Consider the following 21,771-nt stretch of genomic DNA (forward strand, 5'->3'; position numbering starts at 1 on the left):
GGCTACACCACCAGACTGAGCAGCAGCACCACGATCAGGCCACTCACGCCGAGAATCGTTTCCAGCACGGTCCACACGCGGAGCGTGTCGGCCTCCGAAAGGTCCAGGTAGCGGCTCACCAGCCAGAAGCCCGAGTCGTTCACGTGCGAAAAGGCCGTGGCCCCGGCGGCGATGGCGAGCGTGGTCAGGGCCAGCAGGGGTTGCGAATAGGTGCCGGTCTGCACGACCGGCGCGATCAGTCCGGCGGCCGTCACCATCGACACGGTGGCCGAGCCCTGCGCCACGCGGGCGGCCAGTGCGATCCCGAAGGCGAGCACGACCAGCGGAAGCCGCGAGGCAGCCAGTTGCTCGGCCAGCGCCTGCCCGACGCCGGTTTCGACAAGCACGCGGCTGAGCACCCCGCCCGCGCCGGTCACCAGCAGGATCAGGCCCACCGGCTCCAGCGCCTTCGAGACGATCTGCTGCACGGTGCGCATCGGGTAGCCCAGCCGCACGCCCAGCAGGTAGCAGGCCAGCAATGTGCCCAGCACGAGCGCCGTGAACGGGTGTCCGAGCAGCCGGAGCGGCGGCCGCAGGGCATGATCTTCGGGTAGGAAGGCGCCGGCCGCCGTGCCCATCAGGATCAGCGCCAGCGGCACCAGAATCACGCTCAGCGCCTGAAGGAACGAGGGCAGGGGGCGGGTTTCATCCGTCGCTTCGTCGAACAGATGGGCCGGGACGGGCACGTGCAGCCGGGCAGCCATCCAGCGTCCGAAGACGATGCCGCCCAGGATCGTGGCGGGCAGCCCCACGATCACACCGAACAGAATGACCCAGCCCAGGTCGGCGCCCAGCAGACCGGCCACGGCGACCGGACCAGGCGTCGGCGGCACGAAGCTGTGCGCCACGGCGATGCCGGCCGCCAGCGGGAGGGCGTAGTAGAGCAGCGAGCGACCCGTGCGATGCGCCAGGCTGTAGACGAGCGGCAGGAGCAGGATCAGCGCCACATCGAAGAAGACCGGAATGGCCACCAGAAAGCCCGTCAGCGCCAGCGCCCAGGGTGCCCGGTGCTCGCCGAAGCGGTCGAGCAGCGAGCGGGCGATACGGGCCGTGCCGCCGCTGTGCTGGAGCAGTTCCCCGATCATGGCGCCCAGCCCGATCACCACGGCGATGTAACCCAGCGTGCTGCCCATGCCTTCGCGCAGCACATCGGCCACGCGCTCGGGCGGGATGCCGCCGAGCAGGGCCACGAGCAGGCTGGTCAGCAACAGCGCCACGAAGGCGTGCAGGCGCACGAGCAACACCAGGATGAGGAGCACGGCGACGGCCAGCAATACCAGGCCGGTCAGGGCAAGCGTGTTCATGGTCAGCGAAGCGCGGGTGAACCGAAGCGTTCCAAGATCGAAGCGCCCCCGCGCAAATGCAAGGGAAAGAAAAGCGCGGCGTGATCCGAAAAAGAAAACGAGCCGTGGCGAGGATCAGGGCTCCGGCGACAGCACGTGGCCATCGGTAACGCACCAGACCCCGCGCTGCGCGGCCAGCGCCTGCACGTCGGTCGGAAGCGTCTCGCCGGCCACAGCGGCAATGACCGGCCGCTCGGTCGCCCGTGCCAGCGCCTGCGCCCGGTCCACGGCCCGGCGCACGTCGTCTTCGGAAATCAGCCCGGAAATCTCGGCCACCAGGTACATGTCCTGTTCTTCGCGGCGGCCCTGCAGCACCAGATCGGCCAGGAGCAGGTCGCGCCGGTCCGCTTCGGTGAGGCGTCCGGCTTCCAGCGCTTCGTCCAGGAGCTGCACCAGTTGCTCGCTGCTGAGCACCCGGATGCGCGACAGGATCGGCGCAAAGTAGGCGTGCGCCCGCTCCCGATAGCGACTTTCCAGAAAGCCACCCCAGACTTTCGACAGGCGGTCTTCCGTCTTTTCCAGACGTTTTTCGACTCCGTCCAGCCGGATTTCTACGTGCTCCAGGCGTTTTTCGACATGCTCCAGCCGTTTTTCCACCCGCTCCAGGCGCTTTTCGACGCGCTCCAGTCGGGCTTCTGCACGCTGGAGGCGTTCTTCGGCTTTGCGCTGGGCTTCGATGAGCTGTGCAACGGTGGCCTCCAGGCGGTCAAGCCGTTCTTCGGCGCGGCGATGCGCTTCGACGAGTTGGGCGACGGTAGCCTCCAGGCGGTCGAGCCGTTCTTCGGCTTTGCGCTGGGCTTCGATGAGTTGGGCGACGGTGGTCTCCAGACGCTCAAGCCGTTCTTCGGCTTTGCGCTGGGCTTCGACGAGCTGGGCGACGGTGGTCTCCAGGCGCTCGAGCCGTTCTTCGACGTGCTGGAGGCGTTCTTCGGCCTTGCGCTGGGCTTCGACGAGCTGGGCGACGGTGGCCTCCAGGCGCTCGAGCCGTTCTTCGGCGCGGCGGTGCGCTTCGATGAGCTGCTGCACCAGTTCGGGAAGGCGGAGCAGTTCTTCGCTCAGGACGAGCCGGCGCAGCTCGGCCCGCCACTCCGGATGGGCCTCCAGGAGTCGAACGAGGTCGTGAAAGTCCTGAATTTCGAAAGGCATGGCCTGTCGTTGAAGGACCTGCTGGCCCGCCAGATACGCACGCGTTGGGGGACGGTTTCGGATCGCGGTGGGGTCGCATCCTGGTGTGGGATCGCTGATTTACCGGTGCATGCGGGTACCACACCCCGTGTGGCGGACGTGATCCGGCGGGTATGATCGGGCGGACACAGGGGTCCGCCCCTACGGGATAGGGAAAACGTCAAAGATCTGTAGGGGCGCACACAGGTGCGCCCCGGATTGTTTGGGATGGGCGCGATGTTCTGGGGCAAACACATGGGGCCGCCCCTACCGGAGTGGACGTTGGGGGTGGCGATTCGTTTTGAACAGGGCCGGTTTCCTATCGTAACGCCTGGATACGGCCGCTTTCGATTCATACGGGCTTGAAAAAACGCATTTCTATCAGAAACGGGCCTTCGGGGGAAAGAGGACCGGGGTGCTGGCACGGCGTGTGTACCCGGCACCGATCGGCTTTCGGGGAGATGCGCGGCCGGGCAGGGCGCGCCGCCCGCGGCGCTTAAGCATCCGAAGCGGCCGCCGATACTTCCCGGGAGACCTGTCCAGACGAAAACCCGAACCAACATCCATTAACCAAACCAACGGAGGCTCGTTATGGGTCAGCAACAGCTTCTGCTCCTCGTGCTCGGCATGGTGATCGTCGGGATCGCCGTTGTCGCCGGCATCCAGGCCTTCTCGGAGGGGCGTCAGAAAGCCGCTACCGATGCAGCCGTGAGCGATGCGCTGCGTATCGCTACCGACCTGCAGGCATGGGCTATGAAGCCCGAAGCTTTTGGTGGAGGTGGAGGTGATCTTCAGAAAGGAGGTGAAGACGTAACTTTTGCAGATCTGGGATATCCAGAAAAGGGAGATGGTGCATATGGATATGCAGACGATAATATCTACATAACTCCTAACGGATGCTTTGAGCTTACAATTGATAACGCTGCTTCTGTACAGGCTACCATTGATGCTTACGAGTCCTTGGATGGGACTGAGTGCGGTGGTACGCACTACGCGCAGGTCAAAATTACGGGCACTGATGTGGGGGATGTGACGACGGTGGTTAACCCTGGCTCTAACTCTGGCTAATTCAGTAAGTCTTAGAGCGCTTAAAGAGGCTTCATAAGGATCTTGAATCCTTTCAAAAACCATGTTTCCCGCACAGACCCAGGCACCCGTGCTGCAGCGTGTATGGCCGGTTTTCGAAGGAGGCCGGCAGGCGCGCTTCGGGGTGGTGCTTCTGGGTCTGTGCGGGATCGTGGTGTTGCCGGCCTTTCAGGTGCTGCCGGTGCGCGGGCTGGAGCCTTACGACGCGCACCGGCTGGTGCAGGTCGGGGTCCTGTTGGCTGGAGCACTGGCGCTGGTTGTGCACCGGGGGCTCCGACAAGAAGCGGCGAAGAGCTGGCGGCGCCTGCCCGGGTGGGCCCGCCTCGGGCTGCTTGCGGTGGGCGGTCTGGGACTGGCGTCGGCCCTGCAGGCGGCCGTGCCCGTCGTGGCGTTGCTGGAATGGGGGCATCTGGTGCTGCTGTGGCTGCTGGCGTTGCTGGTGGCTGCGGCTTTCCGGATCTGGGAAGAACGCGGCGACCGGTTGCTGCTGGCCGTGGTGCTGGTTTCGGCGGGATGCTATCTGCTTCGCTTTGGCGCCACGACGCTGGTGCACCTGGGCTGGGGACTGCCGGCCTGGCCGAAAAGCGGGCTGGGGTTTTCCCATCCGCGGTTCTTCAACCAGTATCAGAGCTGGGTACTGCCACTTTTGGTGGTGCCGTTGATCTGGCGGGGCGCGTCCGTCTGGCTGAAGCGGGGAAGCCTTCTGGCGACGGTGTGCTTCTGGATGCTGTTGTTGGGCTCGGGAGGAAGGGGTACGCTCGTGGCGCTGGGGGTAGCCGGCCTGACCGTTGCGCTGCTGATGGGACGACCCGGTCGGCGCTGGCTGTTTGTGCAGCTGGGCGCTGCAGGGGCCGGCCTGCTGCTTTTTCTGGCGGGACATGCTCAGGGCTGGATTGCCTCGGGCGGACTGCTGGCACGTGACGTGCTGACCGACAGCGGCCGGCTGGCCATGTGGCGCCACGCCTGGGAATTGATGGAGCAGCATCCATGGCTGGGCGTGGGCCCCATGCATTTTGCCTATGCGCCCTATGGCTCCGGGCTGGCGCATCCGCACAGCGTACTTTTCCAGTGGCTGGCCGAATGGGGCGTGCCGGCTACGCTGGTGCTGGGTGCGCTGGTGATGATCGGCATGTTGCACTGGCTGGGCTATGCCCGGCGTCGGGTACGGCATGCGGGCACCGACTTCGAAGGCGCAATGCGGGTCGGTCTTACCGCCAGCCTGGTGGCCGGTAGCACCCATGCCCTGGTCAGCGGCGTGGTGGTCATGCCGGTCAGCCAGCTGTTGCTGGCGGTCATCATAGGACGCTTGCTCGCCGAGCTGCCCGCATATCGGGTCGAGCAGCGGCCGACCTGGAGTCGGCGGGGGGTCGCGCTGGCGGCTGTCGTGGGGCTTCTGGCCATGGCGCCGGCGCTGATCCGCGATCTGCCCGCGCTGACCGAACGCAAAGAACAGTACTACGAAGCAACGGGCTCGCTTCGGTTGAGTCCGCGCTACTGGCAACAGGGACGCTTCGGGTATGAAGCGTCGGCTTTCGTGGCATCCGAACGGAAGAAGTAGCGATGCCTGTCCGTGAGTTTCGCTTCAGTGGGATCAGTGTGAGCGGGGTGCCTGTGCAGGGCACGGTGCTGGCCCCCTCGATGCGGGCGGCCCGCAAGAAGCTCGCCGAGCTGGCCGAAAAGCACGGCTTCCGGCCCCAGCTTCTGCAGCCGCGCCGCACCTTCATCTACAAGGTGCGGCATCCCAGCGGACGGGTCATCACCGGCGAGCAGAAGGCCTACACGGCCGAAGAGCTGGCCCAGGCCCTGCGCAAGATGGGCCTGGAGGTGATTCGCATCGAGCGCAAGGTGCTCGATTTTCAGATGAAGCCGCCGCGGACCGACATCATCATGTTCGTGCGTCTGGCGGCCAACCTGCTCCGCGAAAAGCTGCCCTTCGACGAAGTTCTGAACCTGCTCGTCAACGACGTTTCGTCCAACGCGCTGCGCCAGGTCATCCGCGACCTGAACGCCGACCTGAAGGCGGGCATGGAGGCGCAGCAGGCCTTCATGAAGCACCAGCACGTGCTGGGCAAGTTTACGGCCTACATGCTCGGCCTGGCCTCGAAAAGCGGCAACATGGCCGAGATCTTCGAATCGACCGCGCGGTTTCTGGAGCGCCAGAACGAGTTTCGCAAAAGCATCCGTAGCGCGATGATCACGCCGGCCATCACGATCATCGCGCTGGTGGCCACGTTCATCTGGTACGTCTGGTACATCTTCCCGATGACGGCCGGGCTGCTGGCCGACCTGGGCATGGAGCTGCCGCCCATGACGGCCGCGACGCTGGTCTTTTCGCAATGGCTCGACCGTAACATCCTGTGGCTGACGCTTGCCTTCACGGCCGCGGTGGTCGGCTTCGTGGCGTTCGCGCGCTCGCCCAGAGGCCAGCTCATCGTTCATCGCTGGCTGATCAAGCTGCCCATCATCGGCGGCCTGCTGCACAAGCTCAACATCGAAATTTTCTGCCGGGTGTTCGCCATCCTGTATTCGAACAGCGGTGAAAACATCAGTGTGATCAAGATCGCCGCCGAGGCCTGCGGCAACCGCTACATGGAGCACCGGATCAAGACGGTCACGGTGCCGCTGATGGTGGCGCAGGGGATGGACCTGGTGCGGGCCATGGAAGCCAGCGGCGTCTTCACGCAGATGGCACTGGCCCGCTTCCGCAGCGGCTCGGAGACGGGGAACGTGCGGGGCGCGGCCGAGCAGATGGCCAATTATTACGAAAGCGAAACCACGCTGAAGCTGAAGGCGGTGGTCGAAGGCATTCAGACGATCATCGCCATCCTGATAACGATCGCCATCGCCGTCCTGACGATCATTTCCTCCGAGGTGGCCCTGATTCAGCCGTCGTCCACCGACCTGATGCGGATGGGCGGGCGATGAACGGGCGCTGGAGGGACGGTATCGACATACCAACCACGCGCAAGCGCGCCAGAACGATCGAGCCTATGAGCTGGAGTGATCTGTTCGGGCGCCGTCGTTCGCCTCGTGAATGGAACGAAGAGCTGCGGCGGCTGAAGTTCGGAACGAAGCCAGAGGAATCCGAAGAGAACGGTGCGTCCGAGGCCGCCAATCAGGCTTCGGCAAAGCACGAGCCGGAAAACCAGAAAACGCCGGTAAGCCGTAAGGATCCGCCGTTGACAGGGCTTTGGCTGGAGCTGGCCGGGGACGGGCATGCCGAGGATGCGCTGCCGGAATTGCCGGAGATCCCGGAGCCGGAGGAAGCTGAGGCCGAAACCGCGGAAGCCGAGCCTTCGGATCGGGCCGCTGCGCTGACGGACGTGTCCGCCGAAGCGACGTCAGTCCGGCCACAGGCCAGCCTGGCCGATGCCACGCCGGGACGCGAGGGGGCGCGGCAGGAGCCGCCTCGTCCGAAACAGGAACCCGCCGGTGCGCAGCTGGACGGAACGGCCGACCGTGGCAGTGTGCCGCCGGCAGCGCGCGATCCGCAAGGCGCTTCGCTGCCGGAGGGCGCCTTCATCCCCGAGTTGGCCGAGATGTTCGAAGACGACGTCGTGATGGCGCTGCTCTACGGCGGGGCGGTACGGCTGGATCAGATCGCGCGGGCCATCGTGCTGCGGCGGCGTCGGCAGGAGCAACGGCTCTGGCGTTGCCTGCTGGAAGTGCCCGGGGTCGATCGAGAGACCGTGCTGGCCGAGGCGGCCCGTGTGGGCGGCATCGCACCGGCCCCGGTCGACGAAGAGCGCCCTTCGGTCGAATTCATCAAGGCCATTCTGTTGCTCCTGCCGCCTTCGGTGCAGCATGCGCTGTTCGCGTGGCAACTGTTACCCTGCGGATTCGCTCAGGGGAAAGAAGGCGGCCGCGTGCTGCTGCTGGCCACGCACGATCCGATGCGGCCGGAATTGAAGCAGGCGCTTCAGGAACTGCGGCTTCCTGCAGAACTCCGGTACGCGCCCGAGCGCATTCTGACGAAGCGGCTGGCCGAGCTGGAGAACTTCCGGCCGCCTGTGTCCGGCCTCGAGGCACCCGCCGGCGAGGCGTCTCCTTCGGTGAAGGAGGATGATTCCGGGGCGCAGCCGCAGGCCTGGGCACCGGAGCCCGAAATCGATAGAGCGCCCGCGCAGCCAGAACCTGAGCCGCCGGAACCCGTCGCCGAAACGCCGACGCCAGATGCGGCCGATACGGATGCGGTCTGGGAAACGGCGCTTCCGGAGTTTCCGGCAGACGACGAGCCGGAGGCGGGTGTCGGCCTGCAGGAGGCCGGAACGGCCGAGGTGTCCGAACCAGCCGCGCCGGAAATCCATCCTGCGGAAGAGGTTCCCACCACTTTTGCCCGGGAGGCTCCGCCGGTCGCAGAACCTCCGGCGGAATCTCTGTTTGAGCCGTTACAGGAGGAAACCCCGGAGGAGCCCCGGGCGGAAGCTACGCTCGACGCTCAGGCCGAAGCAGCGCTCGAAGCAGCTCCGGAAGTCGCCGTGGAGACGCTGGATGCAGCCTCCGACGCGATCGGCGACGAAAGACAGGAGGCCGACGCCTCGGAAGCAGCGGACGATGGCGAGGACGTCCCGCCGCCTGTCAAGATCGTACTGGACGACCTGCCCGAGCTGAAGGCCGCCATCGCACGCGACCGGGTGGTGAGCCGGCTGCTCGAAAAAGAGGTGGTGGCGCTCCATCAGGTCTATCAGGCCTATCAGCGGCAACAGGACGAAGGGCTCAAGGAACCGCTCTGGCGCGTGCTGGCCCAGAGCGACCACGTGCCGCAGGATGCCATCTACGAAGAGGCCGCCCGGCTGTACGCCTTCCCCATCGCCAAGCTCGAACCGGGCAAGCCCAGTCCGGAGTTCGTGCGCTCGGTGATGGACACCTTCGAAGAGGAGGTGCGCGAGCGCCTGATCGAACTGCGCGTGGTGCCTTTCGAGGTCGATCTGGATGCCCAGACCGGCGCCGTCAAGCTCGTGCTGGTCACGCACGATCCCATGCGGCCCGAGGTGCACCGCCTGGTGCACCGGCTCAAGCTGGAGCGCTTCGAACTCCAGTATGCGCCCCGGGGCGTGATCATGCAGGCGCTGATGGAGGCCTATCCGCGTCGCAACGAGTATCTGGAACGCGTCAAAGAAGAAGCCGCCTACGATCTGGGCACCAGCTACGACGCCGAAACCGAACTGATCGACGAGGATGCGCTGGAGGCCGAGATCAACCGCTCGAAGCTGATCAACCTCTTCGAAGCGACGCTCGTCGAAGCCGTCCGCCAGGGCGCCTCCGACATCCACATCTTCCCGAACAATCAGAAAAAAGTCGAAATCCATTTCCGCATCGACGGGCGGCTCACGCGCTGGCACGTCGAGGATAAGGTCCACCCCGAAGCATTCATCGCGGTGATCAAGGACCAGTCGATCAACGTGGACCGCTTCGAGCGCGATGCGGCGCAGGATGGTTTCATCCAGCGCTGGATCGACGACCACCTCATCCGCTTCCGCGTCTCCGTGCTGCCGATCGCCAACGCGCTCGAAGACCTGCGCTCGGAGTCGATCGTCATCCGTGTGCTCGACGACCGCAAGGTTATCAAAGACCTGCGGCTGCTCGGTCTCAACAAGAAGGCGCTGGAGCGCTTCGAGCGGGCCATTCGCCAGCCGCACGGCATGGTGATCGTCACCGGTCCCACCGGCAGCGGTAAAAGCACCACGCTCTACGCCGCCCTCCACCAGGTCGTCAGTCCCGAGGTGAACGTGCTGACGATCGAAGATCCGGTCGAGTACATCATTCCCGGCGTGCGCCAGATCAAGCTCAACCACAAGCTGGGGCTGGAGGACGCGCTGCGGGCCATCCTGCGGCACGACCCCGACATCGTGATGGTCGGTGAGATGCGCGACCGCCAGACGGCCGAGCTGGCCATCAAGCTGGCCAACACGGGGCACCTGACGTTTTCGACGCTGCACACGAACGATGCGCCCAGTGCGGTGAGCCGGCTCTACAAGATGGGGATCGAGCCGTTCCTGATCGCCTATGCGATCAACCTGGTCGTGGCCCAGCGTCTGATCCGCAAGGTGTGTCCGGCCTGCAAGGTGGAAGACAAAGACCCCGACTACGTGATGCTCCGCAAACTGGGTTTCACGGACGAGGAGATCGAGCGCACCACCTTCTACAAGGCCGGTCGTGACCGTAACTGCAAGGTCTGCAAGGGCGTCGGTTACAAGGGCCGGCGGGCGATCGTCGAGGCCATGTACTTCTCGCGGACGATCCGCCACATGATCGTCGAGGCGCAGGGATCCATCGACGAAGACGCGCTGCGTGAGCAGGCGATCAAAGAGGGCATGCAGACGCTGCGCGATGCCGCCCGCGAGGTCGTACTGGCCGGCGAAACGACCGTCGAGGAGATGGTCCGCGTGACGACGACCGAGGAGTAGAGAAGCAGGGGTGAGCGTAACCGGCGGATACGAACGCTGACGGGGGCGAGCCCACGGGTTCGCCTCACCATGTATCCCCTCCGAACGCGGGTCTTTCACGAAATCGATGACAAAACGAAATCGCTCGGATTACGATTGGAAACGTCGGGAAGGGGCGGAGATCGCCGATTAAATCAGCAGCAATGCGGGAACGGGCCTTGCGATCGTTTTCCTGAAACCATCGTCCGGAAAACATCATGGCCCAGTCGTTTTTCGCGTTGCTGGCGCTGGTACTGACCGTCAACTTCGCGATGTCGGTCAATCAGTGGTATGCCACCTTCCAGCGGGCGACGCTTTACCGCGAAATGGAAGAAATGGCCCAGTCGGTGGCCGTCGAGACGATGGAGATCGTGCGGACGCGGGCCTTCGACCAGGCGGTTGTGGACGGCACAACAACCGGCACGGCGGCCGATCTGACGCTTTTCAGTGATTCAACTGAGTTTGGTACGCCGGGCAATGCCACCTGTCAGGCATTCGGGGGCACGGCCACGTGTGACGACATCGACGACTTTCACGGCCAGCAGGTGTTGCGGCCGTTCGTGATGGGTCAGGATACCATCTGGTTCAGCGTGGATCTTACGGTGCGCTATGTCGACTGGGACGCTTCGACAGGCCAGGCGACGCCGGCCTCCGGCAAGACGTTTTACAAACAGGTCATCGTCAGGGTACAGGACGACTGGGGCGGCGACCTGAAGCCGTTTCTGCCCACGCCTATCCAGCTGGATCGAGTCTTTGCCTACGGATTCTGATCGGAGGAAGCCATGTGGTTCATTTTTGACAACCTGAATGCGCTGATCGTCGGCGGCATGTTGTTTCTGATGCTGCTGGGCATTCAGCAGCGGGTGGCCGAGATGAATCTGGAGCAGACGGTCAACTATATCGTCAAGCGCCAGGCGGGGGATCTGGCCACCTGGCTGGAAGACGATCTGCTGAAGCTGGGGCGCAATGTGGACTGGGAGAGCGAAACACCCTTCGAAAATCCGGTCGATTCGGCCGGCGTGACCGTCCGGTTCGTGTTTTTCCACGACTCGACCGATGCCGGTGGCAACGCTGTGCGCGTGTATGTCCGCTATCGGCTGACACCCGCCGGAGAGCGGATAATCCGCAACGATACGATCCCGGTCTATCGGCTCTATCGCGAAGAATGTGTCGGAAGCGGGTGCCCTTCAGGGGGCTGGAAGGCCAGTGGAGGCGGTCCCGGTCTGCTGAGCTATTTCAAAATCGATCTGCTCGATCAGGATGCACAGCCGGTGGCCGACCCGGTAAACAATGCCGATCAGGTGCAGAACACGCGCGTGCGCTTTACGATGGCGGCACCCTTTGAGGTAGCCCGCTCACAGGTGCTCCGGCAGGTGTACTACGGCTCGACGCTCTTGATTCAACGGCAGATGCAGCAGGGTTCTTAACCAAACCAACAGGAGGTAGCCATGGGGAAGGCAATCTTACTGGCCGTGACCGCCGTTGTGGTGGGGGCCAGCGTGATGCTGCTGGAAAGCAGCACAAACCGCCTGCAGGCTGACACCCGGCAGGCGGCGCGTCAGGAAGAGGCCCTGGCCCGTGAAATTGCGCGCTCGGCCTACAACCTGATCGTGTCGCGCGCGCGGCAGCTCGAGGTGGAACAGCCCGACATCGAGCTGGACGAGCTGGTAGCGGAGGTTAACGGCACAGCCGGTAAGCTGACCGGCGAGCTCAACGGTGGTTCCTACGAGGCCTGGATCTATCCGATCGGAGCTTCGTCCTACGGTGCCGTGGCCATCGGCCGCTACGGAGACGCCTCGCACCAGATCGGTAACCATCGGGTGTTGCGCAACGTGCTGGAGGTCGATCAGCCCAGCCAGGTAAAGGTGACGTTCCTGGAGTCGATGACTGGATGTTGTATTGCAATTTATCTGCAGAGGTATGTTCCCAAAAATAACAATGGTATGGGAAATAATCTGGGAGGGTGTGATCCAAGTAATCCAGCACATGGTAGTAGTTGTGACATTCAACAAGATATTGAATTAAAAGGAAACGGAAAAGGAAAATATATTGCTCTTGAACCTGAGCTTATTTTTGCTCCGGGAAATAATAGAGATGGAGAGCAAACTCAAGTTTCCACCATTTTAAATCCGGGTGAAAGAGCAAATATCATATTTGCGGTGCATGCGCCTTTTGATAATTGTGGAGCTAAAAAAGGTAAAAACAGAAGAGGTGATACGTCGATTGAGATAGATGATCCATTTTTTGATTATGTTCGTCCTGCTTTAGTTGAAAGTGTTGATGATTTTGCTCAAATGCAAGAAGGACCTTATGTAATGATACAGCCTCATCCAACCAAGCCTAATACATGGCGTATAGCATTTGAAGATCAGAAATTATCTGGAAACGAAAGTGATAAATTAATGGATGTAAAAAGATATGGATATGGCGATATGATATGGCAGAAAAGAATTGGGAAACAATGGGGAGAGCGTAATGGAAAGTTTAGTTATGGGGGAATGGGCTGGAATGAGTTTGATCAATTTGGGTATTATAAGTTGAAAAATTATTATAAAGTAAACGGACAAATCGTCCCCGATTTCAGCGACCAGGTGATCGAAATCGAGTTCATCCCGGTTCCGGCTTCCTGATCCCCTCGCGTTTCGCGATAGGACGGCGGCGTTACGGCAGAAGTGGGCTTCGCTGTAACGCCGTCTTTTTTTGCCCGTCGGACTTAAGCGATGGGCTTTCGAGGCGATACCTGTAAGGGCAAACCGATCTGGAGGCGTACCATGTCGAACGGCAATCCCGCGCTTGCTGAAGTGCTGGCACAGCATGCCTCGGCGGCCCAGCGGCCGCGCCTGCGGCCTGTGCCCCCATTGCCCAAGATTTGCAAGACCGTGCTGGATTCGGTACCGCCCTCTTTGGTCGGTGAAGACCGCGCGCGCTATCTAGCCGAACAGGTCAATGCCCTGTTGGATAAAGACCGCACGGTGTTGCGGGAGCACATGCAGCTGCTGGTTAAGCGCATGCTGGACCTTAATGCCAGCGACCTAGATATGGGTGGCCCGGCCTCGAACGGCTACGTCTGGTACCGCGTGCACGGCGACAAGCGGCCCTACGAAGAAATGGGCACCTACTCCTGCGACGAGGCCGCGCTGCTCATCCTGAACCTGCTCACCGAGCGCCAGCTCCAGCTCTTTTTCGAGGAGTGCTCGCTGGACTTTTCCTACGAGCTGCCCATCGAGGGCCGCAACGGCATGCCCCGGCGCTTCCGCGCCACGGTCTATTTCGACATGGACTACGTGGCGCTGAACATGCGCGCCATCAGCGACGAGATCCGCCCGCTCAAAAGCCTGGGCTTCCATCCGCTGATCGAGCGCGGCCTGATGTTCCGGCACGTGCGCGACGGGCTGACGCTCGTGACAGGCGTTACGGGCTCCGGTAAGAGCACGACGCTCGATGCCATCATTGACGCCAACAACGACGACGTTTACGCGCACGTGGTCATCATCGCCCGGCCGATCGAGTACGTGCACCGCTCGCGCAAATGCCTGATTCGCCACCGCGAGGTCGGACGCGACGTGCGCACCTTCAAAGACGGCATCGTGCAGGCGCTCCGCCAGGACCCCGACATCATCGTCATCGGCGAGATGCGCGATCCCGAGACGATCTCGGCCGCGCTGGAAATCACCGACTCGGGGCACAAGGTCTTCTCCACGCTGCATACCAGCTCGGCCGTGGAGACGATCGACCGTATCGTGGCCGAGTATCCGCCCGACGAGCAGGACCGCGTGCGCAACCGCCTGGCCGATGTGCTGCGCTGCGTGATCTCCCAGAAGCTGGTACCCAAGATCGGCGGCGGACGCATTCTGGCCAAGGAAGTGCTCTGGATGACGCCGTCGGCGCGGGCGGCCATCAAAAACAAGAACACCAGCGAAATCTACCAGATGATGTGGGAAGGCGGGGCGCTGGGCATGACGACCCTGGAACAGGATTTGTACCGCCTGGTCCGGCAGCAATTGATCACGCCGGAAGTGGCGTTCGATTTCGCCAACAACAAGCGTCGCCTGCAGCAATTGCTGCAATGAGCGGCCGTTCCGGATTCCAAAACGTTACGCCAACGACGGTTTCGTAATCCCATGAAGGCGAAGCAGCAGAAGGTCGCACGCACGAAGGCCCCTTACGTACTGGGCGTTACGATTGCGGGCCGTACGGTTTACGCCGTGCTGCTCAAGCGCGAAGGAGACGCGCTGGAGGTCGTGCGGCGCTTTACGCGCCAGCGCGTGGCCCGTTTTGCCAGCGTGCAGCAGGGGGTGCCGGAAGTCAAAGGCCAGGAAGCCGGCGGCGACTTCTCCATCCAGTTTGGCGGGGGAGGCGGGGGCGCGACGCCGTTCCTGAAGTCGGAGTTCGATCTGAGCGGCGACGGAGCCGGCGGAGAACAGGCGCCGCCTGCTTCGCTCTTCACGATGGAGCTTTCCGACATCCTGGCCGAATGCCGGGAAGCCGGCTACGGCGATCCGGAAGTGGCCTTCTGCCTGCCCTCGGTGGAGCTGGCCTATGTGGAACTCCGGTTGCCGCGGCGCGCGCGGGTGAAGGAGCAGGAAACCGGTCCGGTCGATCGCAAGGCGCTGCTGGAACTGCTGGAGCAGCAGGTAGGAACGGCGCTCGAGGAGGAGCAGGTGGCCTTTCTGCCGATGACGCCCTCCGACGCCGAGACGCATCGGTTTCTGGCCATCTACCCGCGTCCCAGCGAACCGGTGACGGCCACGCTCCAGGCGCTCAAGGCCGAGTCGAACCGAAAGCTACCCCGCACGCGGCTGTTCGAGACCGAAGTCTCGCTCTACTTGGGGCTGGTGCGAACGGCCCTGCGCCAGCTTGCTCCGGAGACGTCCGATACGCGCTCGCTGGTGCTGCGCGTGGGTTCCGACGATACGCTGGTGCTCTTCGTGCAGGGCGAGACGCTCCAGCACGCCGAAAGCCTGCGCTCGCTGACCGTGCACGACACGCCCGAGACGGTATGCAGCCGCATCCTGCTGCTGCAGGACGAGTACGGCATCGGTGAGGTGTCGCACGTCTTTCTGGTCAGCGAGCACGGAGAGACCGAGATCCATCGGAGCCTGGAAGTTTTCTTCCCGAACGCTCGCGTCGAAAACCTGCGGCACTACCTGCCACTGGACGATCAGGAGATCGGACCCGGATCGCTGGCGGCGCAACTGGCCGCGCTGCGCCTGGTGGGCGATCCGGAGTTCCTGAAGGCCTTCGAGCCGGTCAACCTCTTTCCGTCCAGCCTGCGGCGGCGCTGGGAGCTGCCCTTCGGCTGGCACGTGTGGGCGCTCTACGCGCTGCTGTTCGTCACCACGCTCTTTTTCGTGTGGCGCTACCTGACGCTCGAAGCCGAACTCAGCGAGCGCCAGGAGCGGCTGCGTCGGCTCCCGCCGGCCATTGCCGAGACCGACGCGCGGGCGCTGCAGGCCCGGATCGACAGCCTCAACGCGCGCACGCAGCAGGCGCTGCGGGCACTCGACGTGCTCGACTCGCTGCTGGTGGGGAGCGACCGCTGGAGCCGGTCCCTGGCCCAGCTTTCCCGCGAGGTAGCCGCCGTGCGGGGCATCTGGGTCGATAGCTGGAGTCCGCGCACCAGCGGCGTCGAACTGAAAGGCAGCGCCGTCGCGCGCGACCGTGTCGTCGAGCTGGCCCGGCGGCTCAACGGCATCATTCGTTCGCTGACCTTCTCCGAGATCCGCGAGTGGCCGGTTTACGCCTTCGTGATCGAAATCCCCCTGCCCAACGAACTGCCCGAGCCGGCCCGCTACCTGCGCGAACAGTTTGCCGCCAACACCCAGGCTTCGCAGTCGAAACCCTCGAATCCGTAAGCGGCCATGTGGAAGAAGTACGGAAACGCCCTGTTGCTGTTTGTTGCCTGGCTGATCCTGACCGGCGTGGGCGTCTATTTGACATACTTCAAACTGCCCGATGAGATTGCCCACTACGAGAAGCTGGAAAAGCTGGCGCACATGCGCGAGACCGAGATGGGCTCGCTGCTGGCCGAATACAGCGCCTCGGAAGAGCGGGCCCGTGAGGTCGAAAGCCGCTGGCGCTCGCGCTATCGCTACATTCCGGCCTCGCTGAGCACGCCGGAGGTGGTCGCCCGCCTGAACGAACTCTCGCGGCAGGGCTTCGAAACCTTCAACGTCCAGTTCATGGGGAGCGGCCAGACCCAGAGCGTCAATTACTACACCTTCCGCATCGAGGGCCGCGGTTACTTCTATCATCTGTACCGCTTCGTCTGGGAGATCGAAAACACGCCCGAACTGTACCGCATCCGCAATCTGTCGCTGGACCACATCGACCTGGTCAAGGCCGATCGCGCAAGCGGCAAGGAGCGGATGATGGTCATGGTCTCCTTCAACATGCAGCTGGAAGCCTACTACGGGGGGCTGCCCGACCTGCAGGTAGCCCACATGGCCGACAGCCTCTACCGGCGGCTGCCGCGGGCCGTCTTTCCGGAAAAGAACCCGCCGGTCAACCCCTTCTACCCGGGCATTCTGGAGCAACTACCGCCCAATTCCGACAACCTGATCGACATCGAAAAGGCAAAACTGGTGTCGATCGTGGGTGGTCGGGCGGTCTTCCAGGATGCTTCAGGGTTGCGTACGGTGGGGGTCGGGGAAAACGTGTACCTGGGCCAGATCACCGAGATCGATCCCATCGAAGGCCGCGTGGTGGCCCGGCTGAACCGCGGCGGGATTCTGGATGAAGTCGAACTTCACCTGGAAACCGGGGAGCGCTACCGTCAGGCGCTGGGCCCTGTGTTGCTCACGCCGCTGAACCAGTGAACGAAGCCAACCTGAAGCGTCGCCATGGAGCATGTGCAGACAAGAACCTGGATTGCGACCGCGCTCGGTCTGCTATTGATCGGGAGTCTGCTGGCCTGGCCCGGTCTGTCGCAGGACCGGCCGCCCCAGCGGGTCATGCGCACCTACGTGCCGCCCGATCAACTGGTGTCGTTTCTGCCCACGACGCCGCTGAATCAGTTCTTCGAGCTGCTCAACCCGATCTTTCAGCGGGTGACGGGCAAGCAGATCGTCGATCCCGAGGAGCGCACCGACCCGATCGGGGTTTCCATCTCGGGCATGCACTTTTTCGATGCGTTCGAACTGGTATTGCAGACGAAAGGACTGACCTACCGGGAGACCGACAAGTTTTTCATTGTCGAAAAAGCACCGGAGCGCACCGAGGTGGTGGTCGGGCCGCGCCGGGCTACTGAAGAGGTCGGTACCGTGCAGGCCGGAGCCGTGTTGCCGGCCACCGTCGATACGCGCGAAATCCAGATCAACGCGATTCTCTTCAGCGTAAACCTGACCAAGGCGCGGGACATCGGCATCAACTGGGATCAGTTTTTCGGGCTGACGAGCGGCACGGGCACCGGAACCGGAGGGGGGACCGGCGGCGGAACGAGCGGTACCGGAGGACAGAATAACGTGGAGTTTTACCTGAAGACAGAAGATATTTTCGATCCGCTGGCACCCCTGATCGAAGCCCCTAACCGCATCAGCTTTCGTCAGCTCACCAACTTTCTGCGCTTTCTGGAAACGGAAGGCATCGGCGAAACCGTTGCCAGCCCGCAGATCACGGTGCAAAGCGGGGAGCAGGGACGGATCCAGATCGGATCGGACGTGCCCATTCAGACGCGCGACTTTGCCGGCAACACGATCACGCAGTTCGTCTCGACGGGTATCATCATCGACGTGACGCCCACGCTGCTGGTCGAGCCGGCGGCCGACACGGCCGGGGCTCCGATGATCGAGTTCGTGCACCTGGACGTGATGGTCGAAAACTCCAGCGCCACGCCGTCGGCGGCCGGCCTGATCATCGATCGCAATACGGCCGACACGCAGGTACTGCTGCTCGACGGCGAGCAGACGATCATCGGAGGACTGTACTCGACGCGCGAGTCGATCTCGCGCAAGGGTATTCCCTTCCTGAAAGATCTGCCCTGGTGGTTCTTCGGGTTGCGCTACATCTTCGGGCGCACGCAGCGCACGATCACGCAGTCGGAGCTGCTGATCGTGCTGCAGGTGAAGGTGCTCGATCCGCTGACGGCGCGGGCCCGACGGCCGCTCGAGCGCAACCTGCTGGAACGCAGCCGGCGTGAGTTGATGGAACGGTTGGAACGGTTCAGCGAGCAAACGGCGCGTCAGACGCGCATGCCGCGCAACTGACATCTGTAGCAGCACCTCGAGGCAGGCGGGAAGCCCTGTGCGGCTTCCCGCTTTTTGTTTGCGGGCTGGTCGGCGAAACGCGGAGCAGGGCCTGAGGGTTAAGGCCTGACCGCCGGAATCGCCATGTACAACATGTATCGTCTGCTGCTCATTTCGGGCCTTGCGCTGGCGCTGGCGGCCTGCGGGCCGGCGCCGCGTCCGGCAATGGAGGGCCCGGTTCAACTGCATGAGCCGGACGATCCGCTGTGGCTGGCCGAGCATCTGGACGTGCTGTTGCGGCCGGAAATGCGAGGGCGGGTGACAGGGTCGCGCAGCTTCGCGCTGGCGGCGCAGTACGTGGAGGACCGCATGCGGGAATTTCGGCTGCAGCCGGCGCTGGAAGGACATTATCGTATCGTTTACGAAGCCCGCGTGCATCTGCCCTGGCCGGCCGTGTTGGGCTGGGCCGATCAGGATACGGCGGCCTTTCTACCCGGACTGGAATTCTGGCCCGATGCGCGTAGCGACACCGGGCGCGTGGTGGCCGATCAGGTGGCGCTCTGCGCGCAACCGAGGACCTGTCCCGCGGCGCCGGTCTGGGTGCTGCCGAGCGCGTCTGCAGCGGAAGCTCCGGTCCTGGCAAAGGCACGTTCGGCGCAGGCTGTGCTGCTGGTGGGGCCGCTGCGTCCCGCGCTGACCGACGCCCCGATTTCCGGGCTTCGGCTTCTGCAGCTCACACCGGAGGCGGCCGCTCGCCTGCTGGCTCTGCCGACGTCCGCGCTGCGGGCTCATCTGACCGACACGGCGTCCGTGACGCTGCGGCTCCGACGTCCGATCTTCCTCCGGGTGCGGCGCATGGGCGAAACGCGCGCAGGCGCGCTGAACGTGCTGGGCTTCGTGGCGGGCAAAGATCCCGGGCTGCGCGACGAGCTGGTGATCGTATGTGCGGATCTGGATGTTATTGCGCTGCCGGGTAGTCCGCTGCTTTTCGATGGGGCTCATCTGGGCGAAGGGGTGGCGGCGCTGCTGGAGCTGGCCCGTTTCTACAGTACGCTGGCCGCCTACTGGCCGCAGCCCCGCCGCACGTTGCTGTTTGCGGTCTGGTCGGGGGCCCGGCAGGGCCACCAGGGATTGCGCGCCTATCTCCGGCGGCCACTATGGGACCCGGCCGCCACGCGCCGGATCGTCTATCTGGACCCGGATCCCGAAGCGCTCGCCGAACTGCACCGGTTGGCCGAGCAATATGGCATGACGCTCACGCCGGTTCTACCGCCCGATTCGCTGCAGGAGGACCGACAGGTTTTCTGGCGGGTGCCCTCCGAGTGGCAACAGATCTACCGGCGGATCTACAACGCCTCGGCCGCTGTTTCAATACCTGAGCCTGAAAGACTTCGCATACGCGCATTGCAACGTGCCCGTGCGCTGGTCCGGGCGGCACAGGCGATCCTGTTACCGGAGGCGATCACCCCGGACCCGTGGGTGCCCGTGCGTGAAGATACGCTTCGCCCGCCCGTAACCGAAAACCACCCATGATTCCCGCACTGCTGACCGACACGGTGACGCTGAACCTGGATCGTGCGCTCTACCTGACGCTGCTCTGGGGCCTGGAGGGCGTGGAGCTGCGCACGATCGGCGGGCCGTCGGACCGCGTGCCGTTTGTCAATGAGGAAAAACTGCGTCGGCGTCTGCTGGAAAACGAACTGCCGGCGGTGGCCGTCGTGCCGGGCATGTTCGAAGGCTCGGTGCGCGACCGGCGCACGTGGATGAACGAGGTGGCTGCTTTCGATGAAGTGCTGAGCTTCTGCCGGCGCATCGATTGTCCCTGTGTGGTGGTGTCGGCCTTCGCGGCCGAAGAGGAAGGGGCGCCGGTAGAAGAAGCGGCGCGGGCGCTGCGGATGGCCGGTGACAAAGCGGCCGACTACGGCGTGCGGGTGGCCGTGCTCAATGAGCCGGGCGGTGCATTTCCCACGGGGCGGGCGCTGGCCACGCTGCTGGAAGCCGTGGATCACCCGGCCGTGGGGGCCGCCTGGAATCCCGGGGCGGCGCTGCAGGCAGGCGAAAATCCGGCCGAAGGGCTAAAAGCACTGGCCGGGCGTGTCTTCCTGGTGCGCTGCAGCGACTGGCGGCTTGATCCGGATCGGGGCGAGTGGGAGCCGGCCCCCTTTGGCGAGGGGGCCGTGGGGTGGCCTGCACAGCTCCGACTGCTGCGTGCGATGAATTTCACCGGGCCGTTGAGCCTCGAAGTGCATGCGGAGCCGCGCACGAAGCGGGGGCTGTACGACGCGACCCGTCTGCTGCAGCTGCTGCGTCAGGTGCGCAAACCCTCCGCTGCAACCTCCGAATAATAGACCGCAATGGCTGAACTCAGAGAAACCTCCTCTGTGGCACCGCTGCTGGCTCCGGCGTCCGTCGAGGCACCGGTCGAGGGTGCTCCGCCGGCCACGCTGTGGACCCGGCTGCACTTCTTCTGGTTCGTGCTGGTGGGCATTTTCAGCACGCTGATCATTGCCCCGTGCCAGGTGCTCACGCATCGCTTTCACCCGACGGCGGCCAACTTCAAAAAATGGGCACGGCGCTGGGCGGGCATCATTCTGAAAGCCTGTGGCTGGCGGGTGGTGTGCGAAGACCACGCACGCCTTCCCGAGGGGCAGCCCTGCATTTTTGTGGCCAACCATCAGTGCGCCCTCGACATTCTGGTGCTGTCCTACGCACTTCCTTATCCCTTCGGGTTTGTTGCCAAGGCGGAGCTGGAGCGGGTGCCCGTGCTGGGCTGGGCCATGCGGCATTCGGCCTCGCTCTTCATCGACCGCAACAATCCGCGTCGCTCGCTGGAAAGCCTGCAACTGGCCGGCGAGCGCATCCGCCAGGGGCATCCCGTGCTGCTTTTTCCGGAAGGCACGCGTGGCTACCGGAAGGAGCTGCGGCCGTTCAAAAAGGGGGCGTTTCTGCTGGCTGTCGAGGCCGGCGTGCCGCTGGTACCCGTGGTCATCTTCGACAGCTACCGCCGGCTGGACGAGCGGCGAATGGTCTCGCGGCCGGGAACGATTCGAGTAGTGATCGGCGAACCCGTCCCGACAGCGGGACTCCGACGGCGGCATCTGACCACGCTGATGGAGACCGTGCAGGCCCGCATGCAGGCGCTGCTCCGGGAGGCGGGGAACTCCGCTTAGCGCTGCGCGGTAGCGGTCGCGCCCGGCATTTGCTATCTTGCGACATCCACAACCTGACGATCGGCAAGCGATGGCGATCTCCGTCGAAGAAGTCCGCTATATTGCCCGGCTGGCCCGCCTGGAGTTCTCGGAAGAAGAGGAGCGGATGCTGGCCGAACAGATGGGCGAGGTCCTGGACTACGTGGCCAAGCTGAACGAGCTGGATACGCGCGACGTCCCGCCCATGTCGCACGTGCTGGACCTGTACAACGTCTTCCGGGAGGACGTCGTCGAACAGCGCATTTCGCACGAGGACGCGCTGCGCAACGCACCCGATGCCGACAGCGACTACTTCCGGGTGCCCAAGGTGATCGAATAACCC

General features: G+C 63.7%; 17 protein-coding genes. 15 read left to right on the top strand and 2 right to left on the bottom strand.

All coding sequences use genetic code 11. The annotated features are described in order from the left end of the window. Positions 1 to 2: 2 nt before the first annotated feature. Together GYH26_RS02930 and GYH26_RS02935 are read right to left on the bottom strand one after the other, a co-directional pair. Positions 3 to 1,343, bottom strand: a complete 1,341-nt coding sequence (locus tag GYH26_RS02930; protein WP_161540425.1) for a GntP family permease — start codon at positions 1,341 to 1,343, stop codon at positions 3 to 5. Positions 1,344 to 1,457: 114 nt separating this feature from the next. Continuing rightward, positions 1,458 to 2,528 (bottom strand): hypothetical protein, encoded by a 1,071-nt coding sequence (locus tag GYH26_RS02935; protein WP_161540426.1) that lies wholly within the window; start codon positions 2,526 to 2,528, stop codon positions 1,458 to 1,460. Between the two features lie 609 nt (positions 2,529 to 3,137). Between GYH26_RS02935 and GYH26_RS15020 the strand changes: the two genes are divergently transcribed. The 15 genes from GYH26_RS15020 to gatC all read left to right on the top strand — a co-directional run bounded on the left by GYH26_RS15020 (position 3,138) and on the right by gatC (position 21,768). After that, the gene (locus GYH26_RS15020) at positions 3,138 to 3,614 is read left to right on the top strand and encodes a hypothetical protein (RefSeq protein ID WP_162556494.1); all 477 of its coding nucleotides are present in this window, start codon (positions 3,138 to 3,140) and stop codon (positions 3,612 to 3,614) included. A gap of 61 nt (positions 3,615 to 3,675) precedes the next feature. Next, positions 3,676 to 5,190 (top strand): O-antigen ligase family protein, encoded by a 1,515-nt coding sequence (locus tag GYH26_RS02940; RefSeq protein ID WP_161540427.1) that lies wholly within the window; start codon positions 3,676 to 3,678, stop codon positions 5,188 to 5,190. 2 nt (positions 5,191 to 5,192) lie between these two features. After that, positions 5,193 to 6,557, top strand: a complete 1,365-nt coding sequence (locus GYH26_RS02945) for a type II secretion system F family protein (RefSeq protein ID WP_242006563.1) — start codon at positions 5,193 to 5,195, stop codon at positions 6,555 to 6,557. A 65-nt stretch (positions 6,558 to 6,622) separates the two neighbouring features. Further along, positions 6,623 to 10,039: a GspE/PulE family protein gene (locus tag GYH26_RS02950; RefSeq protein ID WP_242006564.1), complete on the top strand. Its 3,417-nt coding sequence runs from the start codon at positions 6,623 to 6,625 to the stop codon at positions 10,037 to 10,039. 236 nt (positions 10,040 to 10,275) lie between these two features. Continuing rightward, positions 10,276 to 10,827: a hypothetical protein gene (locus GYH26_RS02955; RefSeq protein WP_161540428.1), complete on the top strand. Its 552-nt coding sequence runs from the start codon at positions 10,276 to 10,278 to the stop codon at positions 10,825 to 10,827. Between the two features lie 12 nt (positions 10,828 to 10,839). Next, entirely contained in the window at positions 10,840 to 11,484 is a 645-nt protein-coding gene (locus GYH26_RS02960; RefSeq protein WP_161540429.1) for a hypothetical protein, read from the top strand. Positions 11,485 to 11,505: 21 nt separating this feature from the next. Beyond that, positions 11,506 to 12,687, top strand: a complete 1,182-nt coding sequence (locus GYH26_RS02965; protein ID WP_161540430.1) for a hypothetical protein — start codon at positions 11,506 to 11,508, stop codon at positions 12,685 to 12,687. Between the two features lie 141 nt (positions 12,688 to 12,828). Next, on the top strand, positions 12,829 to 14,127 hold the full coding sequence (locus GYH26_RS02970; protein WP_161540431.1) for a type IV pilus twitching motility protein PilT: 1,299 nt from the start codon (positions 12,829 to 12,831) through the stop codon (positions 14,125 to 14,127). Between the two features lie 51 nt (positions 14,128 to 14,178). Continuing rightward, on the top strand, positions 14,179 to 15,912 hold the full coding sequence (locus GYH26_RS02975; RefSeq protein ID WP_161540432.1) for a PilN domain-containing protein: 1,734 nt from the start codon (positions 14,179 to 14,181) through the stop codon (positions 15,910 to 15,912). A 6-nt stretch (positions 15,913 to 15,918) separates the two neighbouring features. Then, positions 15,919 to 16,875, top strand: coding sequence for a hypothetical protein (locus GYH26_RS02980; protein WP_161540433.1), 957 nt, complete (start codon positions 15,919 to 15,921; stop codon positions 16,873 to 16,875). Positions 16,876 to 16,899: 24 nt separating this feature from the next. After that, complete coding sequence (locus GYH26_RS02985) at positions 16,900 to 18,261, top strand: type II secretion system protein GspD (protein ID WP_161540434.1); 1,362 nt, start codon at positions 16,900 to 16,902, stop codon at positions 18,259 to 18,261. 123 nt (positions 18,262 to 18,384) lie between these two features. After that, complete coding sequence (locus tag GYH26_RS02990) at positions 18,385 to 19,773, top strand: M28 family peptidase (protein WP_242006565.1); 1,389 nt, start codon at positions 18,385 to 18,387, stop codon at positions 19,771 to 19,773. After that, the gene (locus tag GYH26_RS02995; RefSeq protein ID WP_161540435.1) at positions 19,770 to 20,585 is read left to right on the top strand and encodes a sugar phosphate isomerase/epimerase family protein; all 816 of its coding nucleotides are present in this window, start codon (positions 19,770 to 19,772) and stop codon (positions 20,583 to 20,585) included. The genes GYH26_RS02990 and GYH26_RS02995 overlap by 4 nt, the downstream gene beginning before the upstream one ends. 9 nt (positions 20,586 to 20,594) lie before the next feature. Beyond that, on the top strand, positions 20,595 to 21,410 hold the full coding sequence (locus tag GYH26_RS03000) for a lysophospholipid acyltransferase family protein (RefSeq protein ID WP_161540436.1): 816 nt from the start codon (positions 20,595 to 20,597) through the stop codon (positions 21,408 to 21,410). A 70-nt stretch (positions 21,411 to 21,480) separates the two neighbouring features. Then, on the top strand, positions 21,481 to 21,768 hold the full coding sequence (gene gatC, locus GYH26_RS03005) for an Asp-tRNA(Asn)/Glu-tRNA(Gln) amidotransferase subunit GatC (protein WP_012843082.1): 288 nt from the start codon (positions 21,481 to 21,483) through the stop codon (positions 21,766 to 21,768). Positions 21,769 to 21,771 lie beyond the last annotated feature (3 nt).

This window comes from Rhodothermus marinus, assembly GCF_009936275.1.
GTDB lineage: Bacteria > Bacteroidota > Rhodothermia > Rhodothermales > Rhodothermaceae > Rhodothermus > Rhodothermus marinus_A.